The sequence below is a fragment of the Photorhabdus kayaii genome (assembly GCF_025384895.1).
GTDB lineage: Bacteria > Pseudomonadota > Gammaproteobacteria > Enterobacterales > Enterobacteriaceae > Photorhabdus > Photorhabdus kayaii.
This window is the reverse complement of the sequence record NZ_JAJAFZ010000051.1, coordinates 1-22,830: the sequence shown is the minus strand read 5'-3', so window position 1 is coordinate 22,830 and position 22,830 is coordinate 1. Positions and strand designations below refer to the sequence as shown.

The window sequence follows — 22,830 nt, the reverse complement described above, 5'->3', positions numbered from 1 at the left end:
TGTTTGAAGAATATGATGGGAATTCTCTGGAATCTGGCGGCTTTTATTATTGCGCTAGGGATATTGATCACTGTGCATGAGTTTGGCCATTTTTGGGTGGCCAGAAAGTGTGGTATTCACGTTGAACGTTTCTCCATTGGTTTTGGTAAAGCTCTATGGCGGCGTACAGATCGTCAAGGAACTGAATATGTTATAGCCCTTATTCCACTGGGGGGATATGTGAAAATGCTTGATGAGCGTGTTTCACCTGTTTCTCCTGAACACCGTCATATGGCATTCAATAATAAAACACTTGGTCAGCGTGCCGCGGTAGTCAGTGCCGGGCCAATTGCTAACTTTTTATTGGCGGCTGTGGTTTATTGGTTGGTGTTTATTATTGGTGTGCCGGCAATACGTCCTGTTGTTGCGGATATCAAACCAGATTCTATCGCTGCGCAAGCAAATATTTCATCGGGAATGGAACTAAAATCCGTAGATGGTATCGAAACGCCTGATTGGAATTCAGTTCGTTTTGCTTTGGTAGGTAAGATAGGTGACGATAACATGACTGTTCAGGTTATCTCTCCAGGCTCATCATATCCGGTGGAGAAAACGTTGGATTTGCAGCAATGGAGCTTTGATCCGGATAAGCAGGATCCTGTGTTGTCACTAGGGATTATGCCTGTTGGTCCTCGTTTGGATTCTCTGGTGGAAAAAGTTATCCCTGGCTCCGCAGCAGAAAAAGCGGGTTTGCAAAAGGGAGATAGGATAGTTAAAGTCGGTGACCAGGAAATAGATACTTGGCATACTTTTACATCCTTTGTCAGCAATAATCCGAATGTCCCGCTGGAACTTTCCGTGGATCGGGTTGGTCATATTATTTCTCTCTCTATGACGCCGGAAGCAAGACAACAGTCTGGTGGCAGGAAAGTTGGTTTTGCCGGTGTGGAACTGCGAGTTGTGCCATTAGCCGATGAATATAGAATCGTTCAGCAATACGGGCCTTTCTCTGCCATGTATCAGGCAGGAGATAAGACTTGGCAACTGATGCGATTAACTGTCAGTATGATTGGTAAGCTGATCGTTGGTGATGTGAAAATTAACAACCTGAGTGGTCCTATCTCTATCGCTAAAGGGGCGGGGGTGTCGGCTGATTCCGGCTTGGTGTATTATTTGATGTTTTTGGCGCTAATAAGTGTCAATCTTGGGGTTATTAATCTGATCCCATTACCTGTGTTAGATGGTGGACACTTGCTCTTCTTGTTTATCGAAAAGATAAAAGGTGGGCCAGTTTCCGAGCGTGTACAAGACTTCAGCTATCGCATCGGTGCCGTAGTACTGGTGTTATTGATGGGGCTTGCACTTTTCAATGATTTCTCCCGTTTTTAAAGCGGAAGACTAGTTAGGAAGACGCATTACAACGATGGCGATGAAAAAGTTACTCATAGCGTCGCTGCTGTTTGGCAGCGCCACTGCATACGGTGCAGACGGATTCGTAGTTCAGGATATTCACTTTGAAGGTCTTCAACGCGTCGCCGTAGGTGCAGCATTACTGAATATGCCAGTTCGCGTAGGTGATACGGTCAGCGATGAAGATATCGGTCGTACCATTCATGCACTATTTGCTACTGGTAACTTTGAAGACGTTCGTGTCCTGCGTGATGGCAATACACTTATTGTTCAGGTAAAAGAACGGCCGACTATTGCCAGCATCACTTTCTCTGGCAATAAATCGGTGAAAGATGACATGTTGAAACAAAACCTTGAGGCATCTCATGTTCGGATCGGAGAAGCCCTTGACCGTACGATGTTGTCCAATATCGAAAGAGGGTTGGAGGATTTCTATTATAGTGTGGGTAAATACAACGCTAGTGTAAAAGCGGTTGTTACGCCACTTCCACGTAACCGTGTCGATTTGAAACTGGTTTTCGCTGAAGGTGTTTCGGCAAAAATCCAGCAAATTAACATTGTTGGTAATAAATCATTTTCTTCTGATGAGTTATTGAATCGTTTCCAACTTAGAGATGATGTGCCGTGGTGGAATCTGACTGCCGATCAGAAATATCAGAAACAAAAACTGACTGGTGACCTTGAAGCATTGCGCAGTTTTTACCTTGATCGCGGTTATGCCCGTTTTAACATTGATTCGACTCAGGTCAGTTTGACGCCAGATAAAAAAGGTATTTATGTCACGATAAATATAACTGAAGGTGATCAATACAAAATATCAGGTATTGACCTGAACGGTAATATGGCGGGTTATCAGTCTGAAATTACTAAACTGGCTGTCATTGAGCCTGGATCTCTGTATAACGGGACTCAGGTGACTAAAATGGAAAATGATATCAAGAACTTGCTTGGTCGCTATGGTTATGCTTACCCACGAGTAATGACGCAACCTGAAATCAATGATCAAGACAAGACAGTAAAACTGCATGTCAATATTGATGCAGGTAACCGTTTCTATGTTCGTAAAATTCGTTTCTCTGGTAATGACACCACTAAAGATTCCGTTCTACGTCGTGAAATGCGTCAGATGGAAAGAGCATGGTTAGGAAGTGATCTGATTGAACTGGGTAAAGAGCGTCTTAACCGTTTGGGTTATTTCGAAACGGTAGATGTTGAAACTCAGCGTGTACCAGGCAGCCCTGATCAGGTAGATGTCGTTTATAAAGTGAAAGAACGTAATACCGGCTCTTTGAACTTTGGTGTTGGTTTTGGTACAGAAAGCGGCGTTAGTTTCCAGATTGGTGCTCAGCAAGATAACTGGTTAGGTACAGGTAATGCTGTGGGGATTAATGCCAGTAAGAACGATTATTCAACCTATGCAGAGCTCTCCTTCACTGATCCATACTTCACAGTTAATGGAGTGAGTCTTGGTGGCCGGGTATTCTACAACGATTTCAGGGCTGATGATGCTGAATTATCCGGCTATACTAACCAAAGTTACGGTATAGATGGTTTCCTCGGTTTTCCGATTAATGAAAATAACTCTCTGCGTTTTGGATTAAATTATATTCATAACTCGCTGTCTGATATGCTTCCGCAGGCTGCAATGTGGCGTTATCTGAATTCTATGGGAGAGAAACCAGATTATAAAAGTAAAGCTGAGTTCAAAGCAGATGACTTTGCTTTGAATGTAGGTTGGACATATAACAACCTTGACCGTGGTTTCTTCCCAACATCCGGGGTGAAATCGACACTGAATGGTAAAGTGACTATTCCTGGTTCGGATAATAACTTCTATAAAGTGACTCTTGACACCTCTGCGTATTATCCGATTAATGATGATCATACTTGGGTGATTTTGGGGCGCAGCCGTTTAGGCTATGGTGATGGATTAGGTGGTAAAGAGTTACCATTCTATGAAAACTTTTATGCAGGTGGCTCCAGTACGGTTCGTGGTTTCCGTTCTAACAATATCGGTCCTAAGGCTATTTACCTGAATAAAGACGGGCTGCCTAAGAAAGATAGCCCATCTCGCGATGCGGTGGGGGGGAACGCAATGGCGGTAGCCAGCCTTGAGTTGATTACGCCAACGCCATTCCTCGATAGTAAGTATTCGAATTCTGTCCGAACTTCATTCTTTATTGATTCAGGTACGGTTTGGGATACTTATTGGAATGATTCTGCTGCGATGAAGAGCAGTGGTATACCTGATTACAGTAAACCAGGTAATATCCGTGTTTCTGCGGGTATTGCATTGCAATGGATGTCTCCTTTAGGTCCGCTGGTGTTCTCTTATGCTAAGCCGATCAAAGATTACGAAGGTGATAGATCGGAGCAATTCCAATTTAATATTGGCAAAACCTGGTGATAATGCGTTTTTATCTTATTATTGATAGAGCAAGCTCTGAAATCGTAGGTTTCAGAGCATTAACTAAGTTTTCCAATAGGTTACAGATAGCGTGGTTTAAGGAGTTTATAGTGAAAAAATGGTTGTGTGCAGCAAGCTTTGGTATTGCATTAGCTTTCTCTGTTGGTGCTCAGGCAGCAGACAAAATTGCCGTTGTAAATGTTGGTGAGATTTTCCAGCAGCTACCAGCCCGCGAAGCTGTTGTGAAGCAGTTGGAAAATGAGTTTAAAAACCGCGCATCTGAATTGCAACGGATGGAAACTGACTTGCAGTCCAAGATCCAGAAATTACAGCGCGATGGCTCCACTATGAAATCCAGTGAACGTACTAATCTGGAAAAAGAGGTGATGGCTAAGCGTGAAGAATTTGGCAAAAAAGCCCAAGCTTTTGAACAAGATCACCGTCGTCGCGAGATGGAAGAGCGCAACAAAATTCTAAGTCGTATCCAGGACGCAATCAAAGTGGTTGCTGGCAAAGAAGGCTATGATGTCGTTATTGATGCGAATGCTGTTGCTTATTCAGTATCTGGCAAAAATATTACTGCAAGTGTATTAAAACAGGTTAAATAATAGATGTCTTCAATTCGATTGGCTGATTTAGCTCAGCAGTTGAATGCACAATTACATGGTGATGACGATATTGTTATCACCAGTATTGCACCAATGCATTCGGCCAATAGCGAACAGATCACTTTTTTGTCTGACAGTCGTTACCGTGAACGTTTAGGTGAATGTCAGGCTGCCGCTGTTGTTCTCCAGGCGTCAGATCTTCCTTATTGCAATATTCCGGCGTTGGTTGTCGATAATCCTTATCTGGCATATGCCTATATGGCTCAGATTATGGATACAACACCGGTTCCCGCACAGGATATTCACCCTTCTGCGGTGATTTCACCTCAGGTAATTTTGGGTAAAAACGTTGCTGTTGGAGCCAATGCGGTTATCGAATCTGGCGTTGTCCTTGGCGATAATGTTGTTATCGGTGCAGGCTGCTTTATTGGTAAAAATGCGCGTATTGGCGCGGGAACTCGTCTCTGGGCGAATGTCTCTGTTTATCATAATGTTGAAATGGGTGAACAGTGTTTGATTCAGTCAGGAACAGTGATCGGGTCTGATGGTTTTGGCTATGCGAATGATCGTGGTAAATGGGTTAAAATCCCTCAATTAGGTTCAGTCATTATTGGTGACCGGGTTGAGATTGGTGCCTGTACAACTATCGATCGAGGAGCTTTGGATAATACCATTATTGGTAATGGTGTCATTATCGATAACCAGTGTCAGATTGCTCATAATGTTATCATTGGTGACAATACGGCGGTTGCTGGCGGTGTGGTCATGGCCGGTAGTCTGAAAATTGGTTGTTACTGTATGATTGGTGGCGCCAGTGTCATTAATGGACATATGGAAATCTGTGATAAGGTAACAGTCACGGGGATGAGTATGGTGATGCGTCCTATCACTGAACCTGGTGTATACTCCTCTGGAATTCCGGCACAACCAAATAAAGTTTGGCGTAAGACGGCAGCTTTAGTCATGAATATCAATGAAATGAATAAACGTCTTAAGTCAATGGAGAGTAAGCTGGAAGACGAAAACGAGTAATTGCACTATATTTAATTGCACTATATTTAATTGCACTATATTTTTGGTTGTGTCTTATTTTTGCGGCCTGCCTGGGAACTCTGGATTTGGGGTTTAAGCGGGCCGTGTCGTTAATACAATTAGTCCTTTTGACAGGAAGAGTATTTAGATGAGTGATAATCATACTCTGCACATTGAAGAAATTTTAGATCTACTTCCACATCGTTATCCGTTTTTATTAGTGGATCGCGTGCTTGATTTTGAGGAAGGTAAATTCTTACGTGCAGTAAAAAACGTATCTTTTAACGAACCCTTCTTTCAGGGGCATTTTCCCGGCAAACCTATTTTCCCAGGCGTTCTGATCCTTGAAGCTATGGCACAGGCCACCGGAATTCTGGCATTTAGGAGTGTGGGTAAGCTAGAGCCAAATGAGCTCTATTATTTTGCCGCTATCGATGGTGCCCGCTTTAAACGCCCGGTAGTACCTGGGGATCAAATGATATTAGAAGTAGAATTTATTAAGGAGCGTCGAGGGGTTGCGCGTTGTAGAGGCGTAGCGAAAGTCGATGGAGAAATAGCTTGCGAAGCAGAAATGATGTGTGCTCGCCGTCGTGAGGTTTAGCCCATGATTGATGAAACCGCTTATATACATCCTAGCGCTATTGTAGAAGATGGTGCGGTTATTGGTGCCAATGTTCGTATTGGGCCGTTTTGTTGTATTGGCTCTCAGGTTGAAATTGGCGAAGGTACAGAGCTGAAGTCTCATGTTGTTGTCAATGGAATAACCAAAATCGGCCGTGATAACCAGATTTTTCAGTTTGCTTCTATTGGCGAAATGAATCAGGACCTGAAATATCACGGTGAACCAACCCGAGTTGAAATTGGTGATCGTAACCGTATCCGCGAAAGTGTCACCATTCATCGTGGCACTGTGCAAGGTGGCGGTGTAACGAAAATCGGTAATGATAATTTGTTGATGATTAATGCCCATATTGCTCATGACTGTATTGTCGGTGATCGTTGTGTCATTGCTAATAATGGTACTTTGGGGGGGCATGTTATCCTGGGTGATTATGTCATCATTGGTGGTATGAGTGCGATTCATCAGTTTTGTCAGATTGGCTCTCATGCTATGGTGGGCGGGTGTTCCGGTGTGGTACAGGATATTCCGCCATACGTTATTGCTCAGGGGAATCATGCAACACCTTTTGGCACTAATGTCGAAGGGCTGAAACGCCGTGGTTTTGATAAAGATTCATTGAATGCAATTAGAAATGCGTACAAGATTTTGTATCGTAACGGAAAAACGTTAGAAGAAGCACAACAAGAAATTGCTGAGATGGCTGAAAATAATCAGTATGTAAAAATCTTCAGCGATTTTCTGGCAAATTCTACCCGTGGCATTGTCCGTTAAGTAGATGAAGGATACCCCTTTGGCTACCATTTCTACTATTGATAGTCTGCGCCCGTTGACTATTGGATTAATCGCCGGAGAAACCTCCGGTGATATCCTTGGAGCAGGTTTAATTCGTGCATTAAAAGCTAAAGTACCTAATGCCCGTTTTGTTGGTGTGGCAGGCCCTCTTATGCAGGCTGAAGGTTGTGAAGCTTGGTATGAGATGGAAGAGCTAGCAGTAATGGGGGTTGTCGAAGTTCTCGAACGTTTGCCTCGTTTACTGAAAATACGTAAGGATCTGACAACCCGTTTCACGGAACTAAAACCTGATGTGTTTGTGGGCATCGATGCGCCGGATTTCAATATTACTCTAGAAGGTCGGTTAAAACAGCGGGGCATCCGCACCATTCATTATGTTAGTCCGTCGGTATGGGCTTGGCGGCAGAAACGTGTTTTCAAAATTGGTAAAGCCACAGATATGGTTCTGGCTTTCTTACCTTTTGAAAAAGCGTTTTACGATAAGTTTAATGTTCCGTGCCGGTTTATTGGACATACCATGGCGGATGCTATGCCATTGCAACCCAATAAAGTGACGGCACGTGAGCTATTAGGTATTCTGCCAGAGTCTGTTTGCTTGGCTTTATTGCCGGGGAGTCGCCATTCTGAGGTTGAGATGCTGAGTGCGGATTTTCTTAAAACTGCTCAGTTATTGAAGCGAAACATACCTGATCTGCATGTATTTGTGCCGTTGGTGAATGCTAAACGGCGTGAACAATTTGAGCGCATTAAGCAAGAAGTTGCGCCAGAGCTGAATGTTCATCTTGTGGATGGCAAAGCGAGAGAAATCATGATCGCAAGTGATGCTGCACTTTTGGCCTCTGGTACTGCTGCTCTGGAATGTATGTTGGCGAAATGTCCAATGGTAGTTGGTTATCGGATGAAGCCATTGACTTTCTGGTTGGCAAAACGCTTGGTAAAAACGCCTTATGTTTCATTGCCTAACTTATTATCCGGTGAAGAGTTAGTTAAAGAATTATTGCAGGAAAAATGTCAGCCGCAAAAACTGGTAGATGAGTTGTTGCCGTTACTACAAGGCAGTGAAAAAGTTGAAGCATTGAAACAGACATTTTTACATTTGCATGAAAGCATTCGTTGTAATGCTGACGAACAGGCAGCACAAGCCGTGTTGGAATTGGCAGGAAAATGATGGAATTTATATATCCTCAGGCAAGTTTGATTGCTGGAGTTGATGAAGTTGGTCGAGGTCCATTAGTGGGTGCGGTTGTGACTGCGGCTGTTATTTTAGATCCATTACAGCCGATAGTTGGTTTGGCTGATTCTAAAAAACTTAGTGAAAAACGCCGTGAGGCACTGTATCTGGAGATCACAGAAAAAGCATTGTGCTGGAGCTTGGGGCGTGCAGAACCGGCAGAAATTGATCAATTGAATATCCTGCATGCAACTATGCTTGCGATGCAAAGGGCTGTGGCTAATTTGCCTATTTCTCCTGAATATGTGCTGATTGATGGTAACCGTTGCCCTAAATTACCTATGCTGGCACAAGCGGTGATAAAAGGAGATGGACTGGTTGCTGAAATCAGTGCCGCTTCTATTGTGGCGAAAGTTACCAGAGATCGGGAAATGGCTGAACTTGATCAACTGTTTCCTGAATATGGATTTGCTAAGCATAAAGGCTACCCGACAGCATTTCATTTAGAAAAGTTGGTTTGGTTGGGAGCGACAGAACATCATCGTAAAAGTTTTGCGCCGGTTAAGAGAGCAATTGGCCTTAAATAAACTTGTTGACTGAATATAGCTATTCTTCAAATTAATATCATCTGGATAAATATATGGCCGAACCCCGTTTTGTGCACTTACGTGTTCACAGCGACTATTCAATGATTGATGGCTTAGCCAAAACCAGCCCTTTAGTGAAAAAGGTTGCGCAATTAGGTATGCCGGCTTTTGCGATCACTGATTTTACTAATTTGTGTGGACTGGTGAGATTTTACGGCAGTGCTCATGGAGCAGGAATAAAACCGATTATTGGTGCTGATTTTTATGTAGAAAGTGAACTGCTTGGTGATGAGCACGCTAGCCTGACCATTCTTGCGCGCAATAATACGGGTTACCATAACCTGACATTGCTGATATCAGAGGCTTATCAGAAGGGATATGGTGCGATTGGTCCGACAATTAAACAGGAATGGCTGATAAACCATAAAGAAGGGCTAATTCTGCTCTCCGGTGGTCGTATGGGGGATGTGGGTAAATTCCTGCTACGTGGTAATCAGGCTATGGTGGACCAATGCCTTGAGTTTTATCAGGAGCATTTTCCCGACTGTTATTATTTGGAGCTGATTCGTACTGGTCGTGCAGATGAAGAAAGTTATCTTCATGCGGCGGTTGCATTGGCAACGGAAAAAAGCCTGCCTGTTGTTGCAACTAATGAGGTTTGTTTCATTGATAGCGAAGATTTCGATGCTCATGAGATTCGCGTAGCGATTCATGATGGCTATACCTTGGCTGACCCTAAACGTCCGAAAAATTACAGTCCTCAGCAATATCTGCGTAGTGAACAGGAAATGTGTGAGCTATTCGCTGATATTCCTGAAGCGCTGGAAAACAGTGTAGAAATTGCTAAGCGCTGTAATGTCACTATTCGCCTTGGTGAATATTTCCTGCCGCAATTCCCTACGGGAGAAATGAGTACTGAAGATTATCTGATAGATAAATCTAAACAAGGGTTGGAAGAGCGTTTAGCATTTCTCTATCCGGATCCTAAAGTACGCGCAGAAAAACGTCCTGAATATGATGAGAGACTTGATATTGAACTTCGGGTTATCAACCAGATGGGATTCCCGGGCTACTTCCTGATCGTGATGGAATTTATTCAGTGGTCGAAAGACAACGGTGTTCCTGTTGGTCCAGGACGTGGTTCGGGAGCAGGTTCTCTGGTGGCTTATGCCCTAAAAATAACCGATCTCGATCCTTTGGAATTTGATCTGCTATTTGAACGATTCCTTAACCCTGAACGTGTTTCCATGCCCGATTTTGACGTCGATTTTTGTATGGAAAAACGCGATCTAGTGATTGATCATGTGGCTGATATGTATGGTCGTAATGCCGTATCTCAGATCATTACATTCGGTACAATGGCAGCGAAAGCGGTAATTCGGGATGTTGGCCGTGTGCTAGGGCATCCATACGGATTTGTTGATAGGATTTCCAAATTGATACCGCTTGATCCCGGTATGACGTTGGAGAAAGCATTTGCCGCGGAGCCACAACTTCCTGAAATCTATGAAGCGGATGAGGAAGTTAAGGCACTGATAGATATGGCGCGTAAATTGGAAGGTGTCACTCGTAATGCCGGGAAACACGCGGGGGGGGTGGTTATTGCCCCAACTAAGATCACCGATTTTTCGCCTCTCTATTGTGATCCGGAAGGTTTAAACCCGGTTACTCAGTTTGATAAAAACGATGTGGAATATGCAGGGTTGGTGAAATTTGACTTCCTCGGACTGAGGACACTGACCATTATCAACTGGGCATTGGAGATGATCAACGCGCGTAGAGCGAAGAAAGGTCTAGAGCCGATTGATATTGCAGCGATTCCGCTGAATGATGCTAAAAGCTTTGATATGTTGCAACGCGCTGAAACAACAGCGGTATTTCAGCTTGAATCCCGTGGTATGAAGGATCTGATTAAACGCCTGCGTCCCGACTGCTTCGAAGATATGATCGCACTTGTCGCTTTATTCCGTCCAGGTCCCTTGCAATCAGGCATGGTGGATAACTTCATTGATCGCAAACATGGCCGGGAAGAGCTCTCATACCCAGATATACAGTGGCAGCACGAATCTTTACAGCCTGTGTTGGAGCCAACTTACGGCATCATCCTTTATCAAGAACAAGTGATGCAGATTGCTCAGGTGCTGGCGGGATATACTCTCGGTGGTGCAGATATGCTCCGACGGGCGATGGGTAAGAAAAAGCCGGAGGAGATGGCTAAGCAGCGTTCTGTCTTTGAAGAAGGTGCAAAGAAACTGGGTATTAATGGCGAACTGGCAATGAAAATCTTTGACCTAGTAGAGAAGTTTGCTGGTTATGGATTTAACAAATCTCACTCTGCTGCGTATGCCTTGGTTTCTTACCAGACTTTATGGTTGAAAGCGCATTACCCGGCTGAATTCATGGCTGCGGTGATGACTGCTGATATGGATAATACAGAAAAAGTCGTTGGGTTGATTGATGAATGCTGGCGCATGGGGCTGAAAATCTTACCACCTGATATTAATAGTGGTTTGTATCATTTCCACGTTAATGATGATGGGGAGATCGTATATGGAATCGGCGCAATTAAAGGGGTAGGTGAAGGGCCGATTGAAGCGATCATCGAAGCTCGTCAGAAAGATGGTTATTTTAGAGAACTGTTTGATTTATGTGCCCGCGTTGACACCAAGAAGTTAAATCGCCGAGTGATGGAAAAACTGATCATGTCAGGAGCATTTGACCGTTTAGGGCCGCACCGTGCAGCACTGATGTCTTCGTTGGAAGATGCGCTAAAAGCGGCAGATCAACACGCTAAAGCAGAAGCTACTGGTCAGACTGATATGTTTGGTGTATTAGCTGAAGCGCCAGAAGAAGTGGAACGCTCTTATGCCAATATTTCTCAATGGCCAGAACAGATCGTTCTTGATGGTGAACGGGAAACGCTAGGTCTCTATTTAACTGGGCATCCTATCACCCGTTATTTAAAAGAAATTGAGCGCTATACTAGTGGATTGAGGTTAAAAGATGTGAATCCAACCCCGCGCGGTCAAGTAACGACTGTGATAGGTTTGGTGTTAGCATCCAAAGTGATTATAACCAAACGAGGTAACCGGATTGGTATTTGTACTTTAGATGATCGTTCAGGACGTCTAGAAGTTATGTTATTTTCCGATGCCTTGGAGAAATATCGGCATTTGCTAGAACAAGACCGGATATTAATCGTTACAGGTCAGGTCAGCTTTGATGATTTCAATGGTGGTCTTAAAATGACAGCCCGTGAATTAATGGATATTAGTGAAGCGCGTGAAAAATATGCGCGTGGGCTTGCTATCTCGCTGTCAGACAGGCAAATTGATGATCAATTGTTGAGCCGTCTTCGTAGTGCATTGGAACCACATCGTTCGGGAACGATACCGGTTCATCTTTATTACCAGAGGGAAGACGCCCGCGCCCGTTTAAGATTTGGCGCGACGTGGAGGGTAACGCCAACGGATAACCTTCTGACAGATTTGCGAACTCTGCTGGGTAATGAGCAGGTAGAATTAGAATTTGACTAAAATTAGGAATGTTATGAGTCTGAATTTTCTTGAATTTGAACAGCCGATTGCCGAGCTGGAAGCGAAAATTGATTCGCTAACCGCAGTTAGCCGTCAAGGTGAAAAATTAGATATAAATCTGGATGAAGAAATACAACGTTTGCGGGAAAAAAGTCTGGAATTGACTCGCAAAATTTTTTCAGATTTAGGTGCTTGGCAAATTGCTCAGCTTGCTCGTCACCCACGTCGTCCTTATACGTTGGATTATGTTCAGCATATTTTTACTGATTTTGAAGAGCTTGCTGGTGATCGTGCTTATGCTGATGACAAAGCAATTGTAGGTGGTCTGGCTCGTATTGATGGACGTCCAGTGATGGTGATTGGTCACCAAAAAGGCCGTGAAACCAAAGAAAAAATTCGCCGTAATTTCGGTATGCCAGCGCCAGAAGGTTATCGTAAGGCTTTGCGCCTGATGGAAATGGCCGAGCGTTTTAAACTGCCAATTATTACTTTCATTGATACTCCTGGTGCATATCCAGGGGTTGGTGCAGAAGAGCGTGGTCAATCTGAGGCGATAGCTCGCAACTTGCGTGAAATGTCCCGCTTGTCGGTGCCTGTTATTTGTACTGTGATTGGTGAAGGTGGCTCTGGTGGTGCACTGGCGATTGGTGTTGGTGATAAAGTGAATATGTTGCAATATAGTACTTATTCTGTTATTTCCCCAGAAGGTTGTGCCTCAATTTTGTGGAAAAGCGCGGAAAAAGCACCTTTGGCGGCAGAAGCAATGGGGATCACTGCACCTCGTTTGAAAGAACTAGAATTGATCGATTCTGTGATTTCAGAGCCATTAGGTGGCGCTCATCGTGACTATGAAGCAATATCCACGTCGTTGAAAGCTCAGTTGTTGATTGACTTGGCAGAGCTTGATCATTTGACATCTGAAGAGTTAATCAACCGCCGATATCAGCGTTTGATGCAATATGGTTATTGTTGATATCTGAACTCATTGTTTGAATGGAGGGATGGAAATGATTGTAACTGATAAATTTCAGCTACTTCCATCCCTACTGTTTCTGCTTTCTTTATTTATTTTGTATTTTTAATGAAAGTGACGGAAAACGTTATTAACGGGTAGTGATTTTAAACTGAATAAAATAGGCGATAACAAATTCATATTATTGCACATTAGAGAACGCTTGAATCTGTAATGACAAACATTAATGAGAGACTATTTGTCACTTTGGCTAAACAGCTTGGTGAATATAAGAAAATCCTGGTTGGATTCAGTGGTGGGTTAGATTCCTCTGTTTTGCTTCATTTGTTGGTTAATTGGCGTAATCAACATAATCAGAAAATTCAACTAAGGGCAATACATATTCATCACGGTTTAAACCTAAAAGCAGATCAGTGGGTTGAACATTGTCAGCTGATCTGTGATGACTGGCAAGTGGAGTTTCATTCTGCAAGAGTAACGATAGATGCTCGTCAAAAGGGGATTGAGGCTGCTGCTCGTGATGCTCGATATCAGGTATTCAAGCGCGAATTACAAAAAGACGAAGTTTTGGTAACAGCTCAACATCTTGATGATCAGGCGGAAACTTTTTTACTGGCATTAAAGCGAGGTAGTGGTCCGGCAGGTCTTGCTTCTATGCCTTCAATCGCTGTATTTGCTGATACATTATTGTTACGTCCATTACTTGACTACAGCCGAAATGAATTGGAAATGTATGCCAGTAAACATCGTCTGAATTGGATTGAAGACGACAGTAATCAAGATGATCGTTATGACAGAAATTTTCTGCGCTTACATATTATGCCGTTACTAAATCAACGTTGGCCGCATTTCCCTCAAGTTGCTGCTCGTAGTGCAAGTTTATGTGGTGAACAAGAGCAGCTTCTAGATGAATTACTGAATGAGTCTTTGAAAGAGCTGATAACCCAAGATGGTGCTTTGGGTATTTCGTCTTTGGCTGTATGTTCAGAAGCCAAACGAAATGCTTTGTTACGCCGTTGGTTTGGTTACCATGAGATGAAAATGCCTTCACGAGAGCAGCTTAACCGGCTTTGGTATGAGGTGGCTCTGGCTCGTACTGATGCTGAGCCTCGGCTACAATTTGGTAAATATGATGTACGCCGTTATAAGCAAAAACTCTGGTTGGTTCCTCAGTGGAAATCTTTGAGAGAGACTATTCTTGAGTGGGATATTTGCAATACTTTGGTATTACCTGATCGCTTAGGAGAATTGAATATTTCTGATTGCGGTATTCAAGTAAGGGCCCCGGCTGATAATGAACGAGTGACTATTCGCTTTGGTGTCCAGGGAATGATAAGTATTGTGGGGCGTCAACACTCCCGGCATAGTAAAAAATTGTGGCAAGAGCTTGGGGTTGCTCCGTGGCTTAGAGAGCGAATTCCATTGCTTTATTACAACGAACAATTGATAGCGGCGTTAGGTGTTTTTGTCACCAAGGAAAGTGAAGCGGCAGAAGGAAGGAAGATGTTAACAATGAACTGGCATAAAACGCTGTTAAAATAAAAAGTTAAGCCGCCAAAGGCGGCTGTTTTCTATCAAGATTCAGAGTATTCAATAATAATAGTACCAATTTTAGGGTGACTAAAACTAGCAATATGATCTAACCGCAATTCACGGGATTTACCTTCTGTTTCAATTATCAAGTATTCAACTTTTTTTCTTAAAACCAAATCACAGGCTTTTCCTTCAATAACTTCCCCACACCGCAACTTTATGTGGAGGTGGAGCTGATGTTGGCAAGTTGACTCAAGATTGTCGTAGTCGTCACAGTTAATTGGTTGATATTCAGTATTTATAGACATATTCGCTCACCACTATGGTTAGTGGCGGTTATTGCCGCCCGTGGTTGTTAAAAATTGTAACTCAAAAGCACTATTAATGACTATAGCACAGGAAATCAATCGTGATTAATGAATAACTTTGGTTATTCATTCTGAACAGTAAGTAAATAAAAGTCTTATTTCACAGCAAGTTCCTGACAGAAGTATTAAAATTGGCCCACGTTATTTTGCTATTATTGAGTAACATCCTTAAGAAGGACAGTATTTACTCTATTAAGCTTGAGTAATCGCTATGTTCCTTGTGTTACTTATAAGATGAGAATTATAGAGCTCATTATACTGTGTGGAGATAAATGTGAATAAAAAACTTTTGACAGCGTTAGTTGCTGTGGGCGTATCTGCTTTGATGGGATGTAAAGGTAACTCAGCACAGCAAATGAATTCACAGCCAGTAGATCAGACTTTTCATGGTGCTCTTCCTTGCGCGGATTGTTCTGGTATTGATACCACATTGTTATTGGATAATGACGGTACTTATATTCTGGAACAAACTTATATTGACACTCGTGATGGTGACCAGTCGTTCTTTGAATCCGGTCTATGGGCGAAAGATGGAGAGAAAATTCGTCTGACAAAATCGGACGACCAGAAAACTTATTATCTGTTGAAAGGTGAAAACTTGGTAATGCTGGATATTGAAGGCAATAAAATTGAATCATCATTCAATTATGAACTGCAACGGGTAAAACCGAAGAAACTGGCGGGTGAATACAGTTATATGGCTGATGCTGCTTTGTTTACAGATTGTAGTACAGGTAAGCGGTATGCTGTAACGGAAAGTCTGGATTTGGAGCAAGGCTATCACCAAGTCGGTGTGGAAGGTGGAACGCCGGTTTATGTTGAAGTTGAAGGCTATTACAGCGTCCGACCTTCAATGGAAGATGGGCAATTTGATCCTGCCCTGATTCAGACGGGTAAAATCCATTTCGATAAATCGAAATCTTGTAATATGAAGAAATAATTCTAGCTTCAGTATGAATGGTGATAATGGGCTAAGAAGCGTAAAATCCTCTGTTGCGACATGACCATTATCACCATACTATTCAATAAGTGATTGAAAAATCCAAATTAACAACCAAGTTGTTGCTTCAGGTAATCAACAACATCGTCTAGTTTCAGCATCTGTTTTTCATCACCGCGGCGATGTTTATATTCTACTTCGCCATTATCAAGATTACGGTCACCAATAACGACAGTGTGTGGTACACCGATAAGCTCCATATCGGCAAACATCACGCCTGGGCGTTCCTTGCGATCATCAAAAATAACATCAATACCGCTAGCGCGTAGATCGGCATACAGTTTCTCTGCAACTTCTTTAACACGGTATGACTTGTGCATATTCATTGGCAAAATAGCAACTTGGAATGGTGCAATTGCATCAGGCCAGATGATACCGCGGTCATCGTGATTTTGTTCAATCGCTGCGGCGACAATACGAGTGACGCCAATACCATAACAGCCCATAGTGACTATCTGATTGTGGCCGTCTTCGCCTTGAACAGTCGCTTTCATGGCATCAGAATATTTGGTGCCAAGCTGGAAGATATGGCCCACTTCAATACCACGTTTGATGAGCAATGTACCTTTACCATCCGGGCTGGCATCACCTTCAACAACATTACGGATATCAGCAACTTCTGGTACCGGTAGATCGCGTTCCCAGTTGATACCGAAATAGTGTTTGTCATCGATATTGGCACCTGCGCTAAAATCACTCATCACTGCTACACTGCGATCAATAATAACGGGTATTGGCAGATTGACAGGTCCCAATGAACCTGGGCCTGCACCAACAATTGAGCGAATCTCTTCTTCGGTGGCAAAAGCCAGTGGGCTGGCAACTAAAGATAATTTCTCTGCTTTGATTTCATTAAGTTCATGGTCGCCGCGAACCAGTAAGGCGATCAATTTATGACTTGTTCCTTCTGCTGCGTGAACCATCAGGGTTTTAACTGTTTTCTCAATTGGCAGATTGAATTGCTCAACCAGTTCAGCAATTGTTTTTGCGTTTGGAGTATCTACCAGATGCATCTCTTCTGTTGGTACTGCGCGATCATGAGCGGGGGCAACAGCTTCGGCTAATTCAATATTGGCTGCGTAATTGGATTCAGTGGAAAAGACGATATCATCTTCTCCACTGGCGGCCAGAACCTGAAATTCATGAGAAGCACTACCACCGATGGAACCGGTATCAGCCAGAACAGCACGAAAATCCAAACCTATACGGGTAAAAATTTTGCTGTAGGCTTCATACATGTTGTCATAAGTTTCTTGTAATGATGCTTGGGTAGCATGGAAAGAGTAAGCATCTTTCATTAGGAATTCACGGGAGCGCATCACGCCAAAACGAGGGCGAACTTCATCGCGAAATTTAGTCTGGATCTGGAATAGAGTCAGGGGTAACTGCTTATATGAGCTGACTTCATTGCGGATCAGATCAGTGATGACCTCTTCATGAGTTGGACCTAGTACAAAAGGACGATCACCTCGGTCAACAAAACGCAGTAACTCTGGACCATATTGTTCCCAGCGGCCACTTTCTTGCCATAGATCTGCCGGTTGTACGACAGGCATAGATATTTCAATCGCTCCGGTATTGTTCATCTCTTCTCGAACAATTTTTTCGACTTTTTTGAGTACACGGATACCTGTAGGCATCCAATTGTACAGACCTGAAGCGAGTTTACGGATCATGCCCGCACGAAGCATCAGCTTATGGCTGACAACCTCCGCATCGGCAGGAGTCTCTTTTAATGTAGAGAGCAGATATTGGCTAGTACGCATTGTTAGGTTCCATTAGAGCAGCAAATTGCTTCTGACTGGCAGAAATTTGCCAGCCAATAAAAAAACGAAAATAAGCCTTTAGTCTACCAGTGAGTTTAAGATGCCAAAAGGGTATATGCTGATTTTTAATGGGGATCTATAGAGACCACTTCGGTCAATGTGCCACATATTTTCCAGCGCACATTAAAATCCAGTAAATGAGCAGCATACTCCCGATTTTCCTGTTCTCTTCTCCGGTAAGCAGGACGAGGATCCTGGGCTAAAATTTGACTGATAAAACGGCGTAAATTCGGATAAATATTTTGAATTGAGATTAGCTGTTGCTCAGCGGTAGGCGAAAATACCACTTCCATATCGGTAGAAGGGGCTTGCTGTGCAAAACCCGCCACTGCATGAGGCTGACATTCAGCGAAAGGTAGATAAGGCTTAATATCGATAACAGGCGTACCATCAATTAAATCCAGGCTACCCAGTTCCAGAGTAACTCGACCTTTCCTGTATTCGATCCCTTTAAGTTCAATCAGAGACATGCCAATTGGATTAGGCCGAAAAGTCGAACGGGTTGCGAATACGCCCATTTTTGCATTGCCACCTAAACGAGGAGGACGCACCATTGGCTTCCAGCCGCCTTCTATTGTTTGATGGAAGATGAAAATAACCCACAGATGACTAAATTGTTCCAGACCACGAACTGCATCCGGTTGATTATAGGGAGGAAGAAGTACCAGTTTCCCTCCACCATCTTCAATAAGACCTGGTTGACGGGGGACGGCAAATTTTTCTTTATAAGGGGAGCGGATAACCCCTATCTGCGTGAAATGGAAATCGATCATTGGGTGATAAGCAGGGCTGAACCTTCACATATTGCTATCTGGTAGCATCCTTGGCCTGATAATATTTCGCATTGATGCAATAAAACAGCGTTAGCATTCAAATAAGCTGCTTTGGTTATCATCTGGTTGCGAGCCTCGGTGATATTTGCTGGTGGATCCTGTAAGGAACTACGACACGATTGACCAGAAACAATCCCTAAATCTTTAAATAAGACACCTAATAATTCTTCACTCTTGGTATATAACTTTACGGATGAAGAGAAATGTTTTTTTTCTCCGGTTGATAGTTTTGTGTGCCTCATATCTGATAACTGGGAAGAGTCAGGAAATGTTGTTTGTTGTACTGAACATCCAGTTATGGACAGTGCTAGTAAAGAGGCAAGTAGCCTACGCATGATAGATCCTCGAATTTTTACTGTTAGAGTTAAGCGAGTCGATCAGGTTAACAAAAAATACCGAAAACATGATGCCATAATAAATCAGGCGGACAACCTGTCCGCCTGATTATTCTAATATCGATGAACGTAATATGAAAGATTACCAACCTTTCACTGCACCACCATTAAAGATCTTATTGGCAGCTTCATCAACTTCGTCTGATTGATATGCCTTAACGAATTTCTTAACATTTTCAGCATCTTTATTATCTTCTCTACTAACCAGTAGGTTTACATATGGAGAATCTTTATCTTCAACAAATAAACCATCTTTTGCTGGAGTCAGACCAATCTGGCTTGCATAGGTTGTATTAATGATTGCGAGAGCAATTTTTTGATCATCCAGTGAACGTGGCAATTGTGGTGCTTCCAATTCGACTAGTTTTAAATTCTTAGGATTTTCAACAACGTCTAGAACCGTTGGTAATAAGCCTATGCCATCTTTCAATTTAATTAAACCTTGTTTCTGCAACAGTAATAAAGAGCGGCCTAAGTTTGTTGGATCGTTTGGTAACGCAATTTGGGAACCATCCTGCAATTCATCTAGAGATTTAATTTTTTTGGAATAACCCGCAATTGGATAAACAAAAGAGTTGCCAACTGTGACCATCTTATAACCACGATCTTTGATTTGCTGATCCATATAGGGTTTGTGCTGGTATGCATTCAGATCAATATCGCCTTTGCTCAGTGCTTCGTTTGGCAATACAAAATCATTAAAGGTTACCAGTTCTACATCAAGACCATATTTATCTTTAGCGACTTTTTTTGCAATTTCAGCCACTTCCTGTTCTGCACCAACGATAACGCCTACTTTAATATGGTTTGGATCTTGTTTTTCTTGCCCGCAGCCAGGCAAAATTAATGAGCCTAAAAGAGCGCTGATAGTTGCGATGGTTTTTAATTTAACAGACATACTTTACCCCTATAGAATACTGACTTATTAGCACCGACACAGGTACTGCTATTAAAATAATCTTGTTATTTACGTGTTGTGGCCTTGACTAAATGGTCACCACTTAATTGAATTAAATAAACTAAAATAACCAGTAACACTAATACGGTATTCATTACTGTTGCATTATAGCCGATATATCCGTATTGGTAACCAATCTGGCCTAATCCGCCCGCACCTACAGCACCTCCCATTGCAGAATAACCGACTAAAGTTATGAGGGTAATTGTGGCTGCATTGAGCAAACCAGGTAATGCTTCAGGTAACAGAATTTTCTTTATAATTTGGAATGGGGTTGCTCCCATTGCTCTAGCAGCTTCAATTAGTCCCGATGGAATTTCTAATAAAGCATTTTCCACCATACGGGCAATAAATGGTGCAGCACCTATGGTTAATGGGACAATGGCGGCCTGTAAACCGATCGATGTTCCCACAATTAGCCTGGTAAAAGGAATCATCCACACCAGTAAAATAATAAATGGGATAGAACGGAAAATATTAACTACCGCTGAAAGAAAACGATAGAGTTTACTATTTTCCATAATTTGATCGGGACGGGTGACATATAGCAATACACCTATCGGCAGCCCGATAATGAAGCCAAAGAAACCAGAAACAAAAGTCATTACTAGAGTTTCCCAGACGCCTTTAGCCAGTAATAAAATCATTCCTTCAGACATAACCGAGAACCTCTACTTTCACATGATGATCTTGTAAAAACTTAATCGTTGACTCAACGCCACCATTTTCACCGTGTAATTCAGCTAACATCACACCAAATTTTACGCCACCGGCATAGTCGATTTGAGAACTTAATATATTCATATCAATATCAAAACGACGTACCGCCATTGAAATCAGTGGGGCATCTACAGACTGACCGGTAAACTCTAATTTCAATAATGGACTAAGATTTGGTGCTGGGTGGCTTTGCATTTTTTGTACATAATCTTCAGGGACATCCAGATGCAAAGTTGACTGAATAAATGCCTGAGCGATAGGTGTCTTGGGATGAGAGAATACTTCACTTACAATGTCTTGTTCAATCAGTTGTCCGCCACTGATAACGGCTACTTGGTCACAAATACGTTTGACGACATCCATTTCATGTGTAATTAACAGAATAGTTAGCCCTAAGCGGCGATTAATATCTTTCAATAATTCTAGAATAGAACGAGTTGTTGCAGGATCTAGAGCGCTGGTTGCTTCATCACATAAAAGTACTTTAGGTGAATTAGCTAGGGCACGGGCAATAGCAACACGTTGCTTCTGTCCGCCAGAGAGATTTGCTGGATAGGCATCATGCTTATCTGTAAGACCAACAAGCTCTAATAACTCGTCTACCCGTTTTTTGATTTCGGCCTTTGGAATGTTATCCAATTCCAAAGGTAAGGCTATGTTGCCAAACACTGTTCTTGAAGACAGTAAATTGAAGTGCTGGAAAATCATGCCGATACGACGACGTGCACGAGTTAAATCACTATCAGACAAGATAGTTAAATCCTGACCATTAACCAATACTTGCCCGGAAGTTGGACGTTCAAGCATATTTACACAGCGAATTAGTGTACTTTTACCTGCGCCGGATGAGCCAATAACACCGTAAATTTGCCCTTGCGGAACATGTAGGCTGATATCTGAAAGCGCATTAATAGAATGGGCACTCTGCTGGAATATTTTATTGATATGTAACAGTTTTATCATTTTTATTCTTATTTATTTTTATAAAAATTTTGAAAATTGATAGCTTGAACATTTTTGAGAAAGCAAACCACCTGTTGAATTGGATGTTAAGGTGTCTAGACGTCTAAGTCAACTATGAATAAATTAATTGCTGCATTCTCATTCATGGCTAAATCGTGCGATACTGGGGGCTTCTTACATTTTTGGAGCAATCGGGTGACACAAGGTATTCCTGCCGTATTTTTAGATCGTGACGGAACAATAAATATCGATCATGGTTATGTACATGAAATAGATGATTTTCAATTTATCGATGGTGTCATTGAAGCCATGATTGAATTGAAAAAGATGGGGTATGCACTGGTGTTAGTCACAAACCAGTCAGGTATTGCCCGTGGAATTTTCGATGAAGAGCAGTTTTTGCAACTGACGGAATGGATAGATTGGTCGCTAGCAGACCGTGGTGTGGATTTGGATGGCATTTATTATTGCCCTCATCACCCAGATGCAACTGAAGAGCAATATAAGAAGAGTTGTGACTGCCGTAAACCGCAGCCGGGTATGTTGCTGGATGCGCAGAGGGAGCTTGGTATAGATATGACTGCTTCTTTTATGATTGGTGACAAACTCGAAGATATGCAAGCAGCGACGCTGGCAAAAATTGGCACTAAGGTATTAGTTCGTACAGGTAAACCCGTTAACACTGAAGCTGAACAAGCGGCTAATTTGATAATAAATAGTCTTGCAGACTTACCTAAAGCAATTAAAGGCATCAAAAAATAGGTTTTTTGTTCTTTACATCATCATTTTGTTGAAAAAATCCTCAAATAAAAGTTTTTTTCAAATAAACGCTTGCCAGCGCCAAAGAACGCCCTATAATGCGCCACCACTGACCGACACAACGCTGATAAACATTGTGAGGTCGGGCAGAGAAAAAGCTAATAAGCGCTTGACTCTGCGGGCGAAAAGCGTAGTATACGCAGCCCGGCTGAACGAGAATATCACGTTTTATTTCAGCCTGCTCTTTAACAATTAATCAGACAATCTGTGTGGGCACTCACAAGACCGTATCACAAAAAATACGTTTTAAAGTCTTGAAGAGTGAACAACAGTTAATTCATTACGAACTAACGTAGGA

The 22,830-nt window shown here is 42.5% G+C and carries 20 protein-coding genes; 13 read left to right on the top strand and 7 right to left on the bottom strand.

Annotated elements, in window-relative coordinates; translation table 11 throughout:
• Positions 1-12: 12 nt before the first annotated feature.
• The 11 genes from rseP (at position 13) to tilS (ending at position 14,659) form a co-directional block, all read left to right on the top strand.
• Complete coding sequence (gene rseP, locus LGZ98_RS16995) at positions 13-1,368, top strand: sigma E protease regulator RseP (protein WP_113044011.1); 1,356 nt, start codon at positions 13-15, stop codon at positions 1,366-1,368.
• A gap of 34 nt (positions 1,369-1,402) precedes the next feature.
• Positions 1,403-3,796 (top strand): outer membrane protein assembly factor BamA, encoded by a 2,394-nt coding sequence (gene bamA / locus LGZ98_RS16990; RefSeq protein WP_113044012.1) that lies wholly within the window; start codon positions 1,403-1,405, stop codon positions 3,794-3,796.
• A 110-nt stretch (positions 3,797-3,906) separates the two neighbouring features.
• Positions 3,907-4,404, top strand: coding sequence for a molecular chaperone Skp (gene skp, locus LGZ98_RS16985; RefSeq protein ID WP_112894895.1), 498 nt, complete (start codon positions 3,907-3,909; stop codon positions 4,402-4,404).
• Between the two features lie 3 nt (positions 4,405-4,407).
• Positions 4,408-5,436: a UDP-3-O-(3-hydroxymyristoyl)glucosamine N-acyltransferase gene (gene lpxD / locus LGZ98_RS16980; RefSeq protein WP_113044013.1), complete on the top strand. Its 1,029-nt coding sequence runs from the start codon at positions 4,408-4,410 to the stop codon at positions 5,434-5,436.
• 148 nt (positions 5,437-5,584) lie between these two features.
• Positions 5,585-6,037 carry a 3-hydroxyacyl-ACP dehydratase FabZ gene (fabZ, locus tag LGZ98_RS16975; RefSeq protein WP_011145059.1) on the top strand — a complete coding sequence of 151 codons (453 nt, stop codon included), beginning with the start codon at positions 5,585-5,587 and terminating at the stop codon, positions 6,035-6,037.
• Positions 6,038-6,040: 3 nt separating this feature from the next.
• Entirely contained in the window at positions 6,041-6,829 is a 789-nt protein-coding gene (gene lpxA / locus LGZ98_RS16970; protein ID WP_113044014.1) for an acyl-ACP--UDP-N-acetylglucosamine O-acyltransferase, read from the top strand.
• A 4-nt stretch (positions 6,830-6,833) separates the two neighbouring features.
• Positions 6,834-8,018 (top strand): lipid-A-disaccharide synthase, encoded by a 1,185-nt coding sequence (gene lpxB, locus LGZ98_RS16965; protein ID WP_113044015.1) that lies wholly within the window; start codon positions 6,834-6,836, stop codon positions 8,016-8,018.
• The gene (gene rnhB / locus LGZ98_RS16960; RefSeq protein WP_390904698.1) at positions 8,018-8,608 is read left to right on the top strand and encodes a ribonuclease HII; all 591 of its coding nucleotides are present in this window, start codon (positions 8,018-8,020) and stop codon (positions 8,606-8,608) included. Before lpxB ends, rnhB begins: the two co-directional genes overlap by 1 nt.
• A 53-nt stretch (positions 8,609-8,661) precedes the next feature.
• Positions 8,662-12,144: a DNA polymerase III subunit alpha gene (gene dnaE / locus LGZ98_RS16955; RefSeq protein ID WP_113044017.1), complete on the top strand. Its 3,483-nt coding sequence runs from the start codon at positions 8,662-8,664 to the stop codon at positions 12,142-12,144.
• A 13-nt stretch (positions 12,145-12,157) separates the two neighbouring features.
• Positions 12,158-13,117 carry an acetyl-CoA carboxylase carboxyl transferase subunit alpha gene (gene accA, locus LGZ98_RS16950; protein WP_113044018.1) on the top strand — a complete coding sequence of 320 codons (960 nt, stop codon included), beginning with the start codon at positions 12,158-12,160 and terminating at the stop codon, positions 13,115-13,117.
• 213 nt (positions 13,118-13,330) lie between these two features.
• Positions 13,331-14,659, top strand: coding sequence for a tRNA lysidine(34) synthetase TilS (gene tilS / locus LGZ98_RS16945; RefSeq protein ID WP_113044019.1), 1,329 nt, complete (start codon positions 13,331-13,333; stop codon positions 14,657-14,659).
• Positions 14,660-14,691: 32 nt separating this feature from the next.
• On the opposite strand, the gene rof is transcribed toward tilS, so the two are convergent.
• Positions 14,692-14,958, bottom strand: coding sequence for a Rho-binding antiterminator (gene rof, locus LGZ98_RS16940; RefSeq protein ID WP_113044020.1), 267 nt, complete (start codon positions 14,956-14,958; stop codon positions 14,692-14,694).
• 334 nt (positions 14,959-15,292) lie between these two features.
• Here rof and nlpE point away from each other — a divergent pair, with 334 nt between their 5' ends.
• A complete protein-coding gene (gene nlpE / locus LGZ98_RS16935; RefSeq protein ID WP_113044021.1) occupies positions 15,293-15,958 on the top strand; it encodes an envelope stress response activation lipoprotein NlpE in 666 nt (221 codons plus the stop codon).
• 107 nt (positions 15,959-16,065) lie between these two features.
• Here nlpE and proS read toward each other — a convergent pair whose 3' ends face one another.
• The 6 genes from proS to metN form a co-directional block, all read right to left on the bottom strand.
• Complete coding sequence (gene proS / locus LGZ98_RS16930) at positions 16,066-17,784, bottom strand: proline--tRNA ligase (protein WP_113044022.1); 1,719 nt, start codon at positions 17,782-17,784, stop codon at positions 16,066-16,068.
• 125 nt (positions 17,785-17,909) lie between these two features.
• On the bottom strand, positions 17,910-18,617 hold the full coding sequence (gene tsaA, locus LGZ98_RS16925; RefSeq protein WP_113044023.1) for a tRNA (N6-threonylcarbamoyladenosine(37)-N6)-methyltransferase TrmO: 708 nt from the start codon (positions 18,615-18,617) through the stop codon (positions 17,910-17,912).
• Entirely contained in the window at positions 18,614-19,012 is a 399-nt protein-coding gene (gene rcsF / locus LGZ98_RS16920; RefSeq protein ID WP_113044024.1) for an envelope stress sensor lipoprotein RcsF, read from the bottom strand. Before rcsF ends, tsaA begins: the two co-directional genes overlap by 4 nt.
• A 142-nt stretch (positions 19,013-19,154) precedes the next feature.
• On the bottom strand, positions 19,155-19,970 hold the full coding sequence (locus tag LGZ98_RS16915; RefSeq protein WP_113044025.1) for a MetQ/NlpA family lipoprotein: 816 nt from the start codon (positions 19,968-19,970) through the stop codon (positions 19,155-19,157).
• 65 nt (positions 19,971-20,035) lie between these two features.
• The gene (locus tag LGZ98_RS16910; RefSeq protein WP_112879164.1) at positions 20,036-20,689 is read right to left on the bottom strand and encodes a methionine ABC transporter permease MetI; all 654 of its coding nucleotides are present in this window, start codon (positions 20,687-20,689) and stop codon (positions 20,036-20,038) included.
• Complete coding sequence (metN, locus tag LGZ98_RS16905; protein ID WP_113044027.1) at positions 20,682-21,713, bottom strand: methionine ABC transporter ATP-binding protein MetN; 1,032 nt, start codon at positions 21,711-21,713, stop codon at positions 20,682-20,684. The genes LGZ98_RS16910 and metN overlap by 8 nt, the downstream gene beginning before the upstream one ends.
• A gap of 195 nt (positions 21,714-21,908) precedes the next feature.
• Here metN and gmhB point away from each other — a divergent pair, with 195 nt between their 5' ends.
• Positions 21,909-22,475, top strand: coding sequence for a D-glycero-beta-D-manno-heptose 1,7-bisphosphate 7-phosphatase (gmhB, locus tag LGZ98_RS16900; protein WP_113044028.1), 567 nt, complete (start codon positions 21,909-21,911; stop codon positions 22,473-22,475).
• Positions 22,476-22,830: the final 355 nt, after the last annotated feature.

What these genes read in the sequence shown, in the direction of transcription:
- rseP (WP_113044011.1), top strand. Translation starts at nt 13, where the DNA reads ATGATGGGAATTCTCTGGAATCTGGCGGCTTTTATTATTGCGCTAGGG.
- bamA (WP_113044012.1), top strand. Translation starts at nt 1,403, where the DNA reads ATGGCGATGAAAAAGTTACTCATAGCGTCGCTGCTGTTTGGCAGCGCC.
- lpxD (WP_113044013.1), top strand. Translation starts at nt 4,408, where the DNA reads ATGTCTTCAATTCGATTGGCTGATTTAGCTCAGCAGTTGAATGCACAA.
- fabZ (WP_011145059.1), top strand. Translation starts at nt 5,585, where the DNA reads ATGAGTGATAATCATACTCTGCACATTGAAGAAATTTTAGATCTACTT.
- lpxA (WP_113044014.1), top strand. Translation starts at nt 6,041, where the DNA reads ATGATTGATGAAACCGCTTATATACATCCTAGCGCTATTGTAGAAGAT.
- lpxB (WP_113044015.1), top strand. Translation starts at nt 6,834, where the DNA reads ATGAAGGATACCCCTTTGGCTACCATTTCTACTATTGATAGTCTGCGC.
- rnhB (WP_390904698.1), top strand. Translation starts at nt 8,018, where the DNA reads ATGGAATTTATATATCCTCAGGCAAGTTTGATTGCTGGAGTTGATGAA.
- dnaE (WP_113044017.1), top strand. Translation starts at nt 8,662, where the DNA reads ATGGCCGAACCCCGTTTTGTGCACTTACGTGTTCACAGCGACTATTCA.
- accA (WP_113044018.1), top strand. Translation starts at nt 12,158, where the DNA reads ATGAGTCTGAATTTTCTTGAATTTGAACAGCCGATTGCCGAGCTGGAA.
- tilS (WP_113044019.1), top strand. Translation starts at nt 13,331, where the DNA reads ATGACAAACATTAATGAGAGACTATTTGTCACTTTGGCTAAACAGCTT.
- rof (WP_113044020.1), bottom strand. Translation starts at nt 14,958, where the DNA reads ATGTCTATAAATACTGAATATCAACCAATTAACTGTGACGACTACGAC.
- proS (WP_113044022.1), bottom strand. Translation starts at nt 17,784, where the DNA reads ATGCGTACTAGCCAATATCTGCTCTCTACATTAAAAGAGACTCCTGCC.
- tsaA (WP_113044023.1), bottom strand. Translation starts at nt 18,617, where the DNA reads ATGATCGATTTCCATTTCACGCAGATAGGGGTTATCCGCTCCCCTTAT.
- rcsF (WP_113044024.1), bottom strand. Translation starts at nt 19,012, where the DNA reads ATGCGTAGGCTACTTGCCTCTTTACTAGCACTGTCCATAACTGGATGT.
- LGZ98_RS16915 (WP_113044025.1), bottom strand. Translation starts at nt 19,970, where the DNA reads ATGTCTGTTAAATTAAAAACCATCGCAACTATCAGCGCTCTTTTAGGC.
- LGZ98_RS16910 (WP_112879164.1), bottom strand. Translation starts at nt 20,689, where the DNA reads ATGTCTGAAGGAATGATTTTATTACTGGCTAAAGGCGTCTGGGAAACT.
- metN (WP_113044027.1), bottom strand. Translation starts at nt 21,713, where the DNA reads ATGATAAAACTGTTACATATCAATAAAATATTCCAGCAGAGTGCCCAT.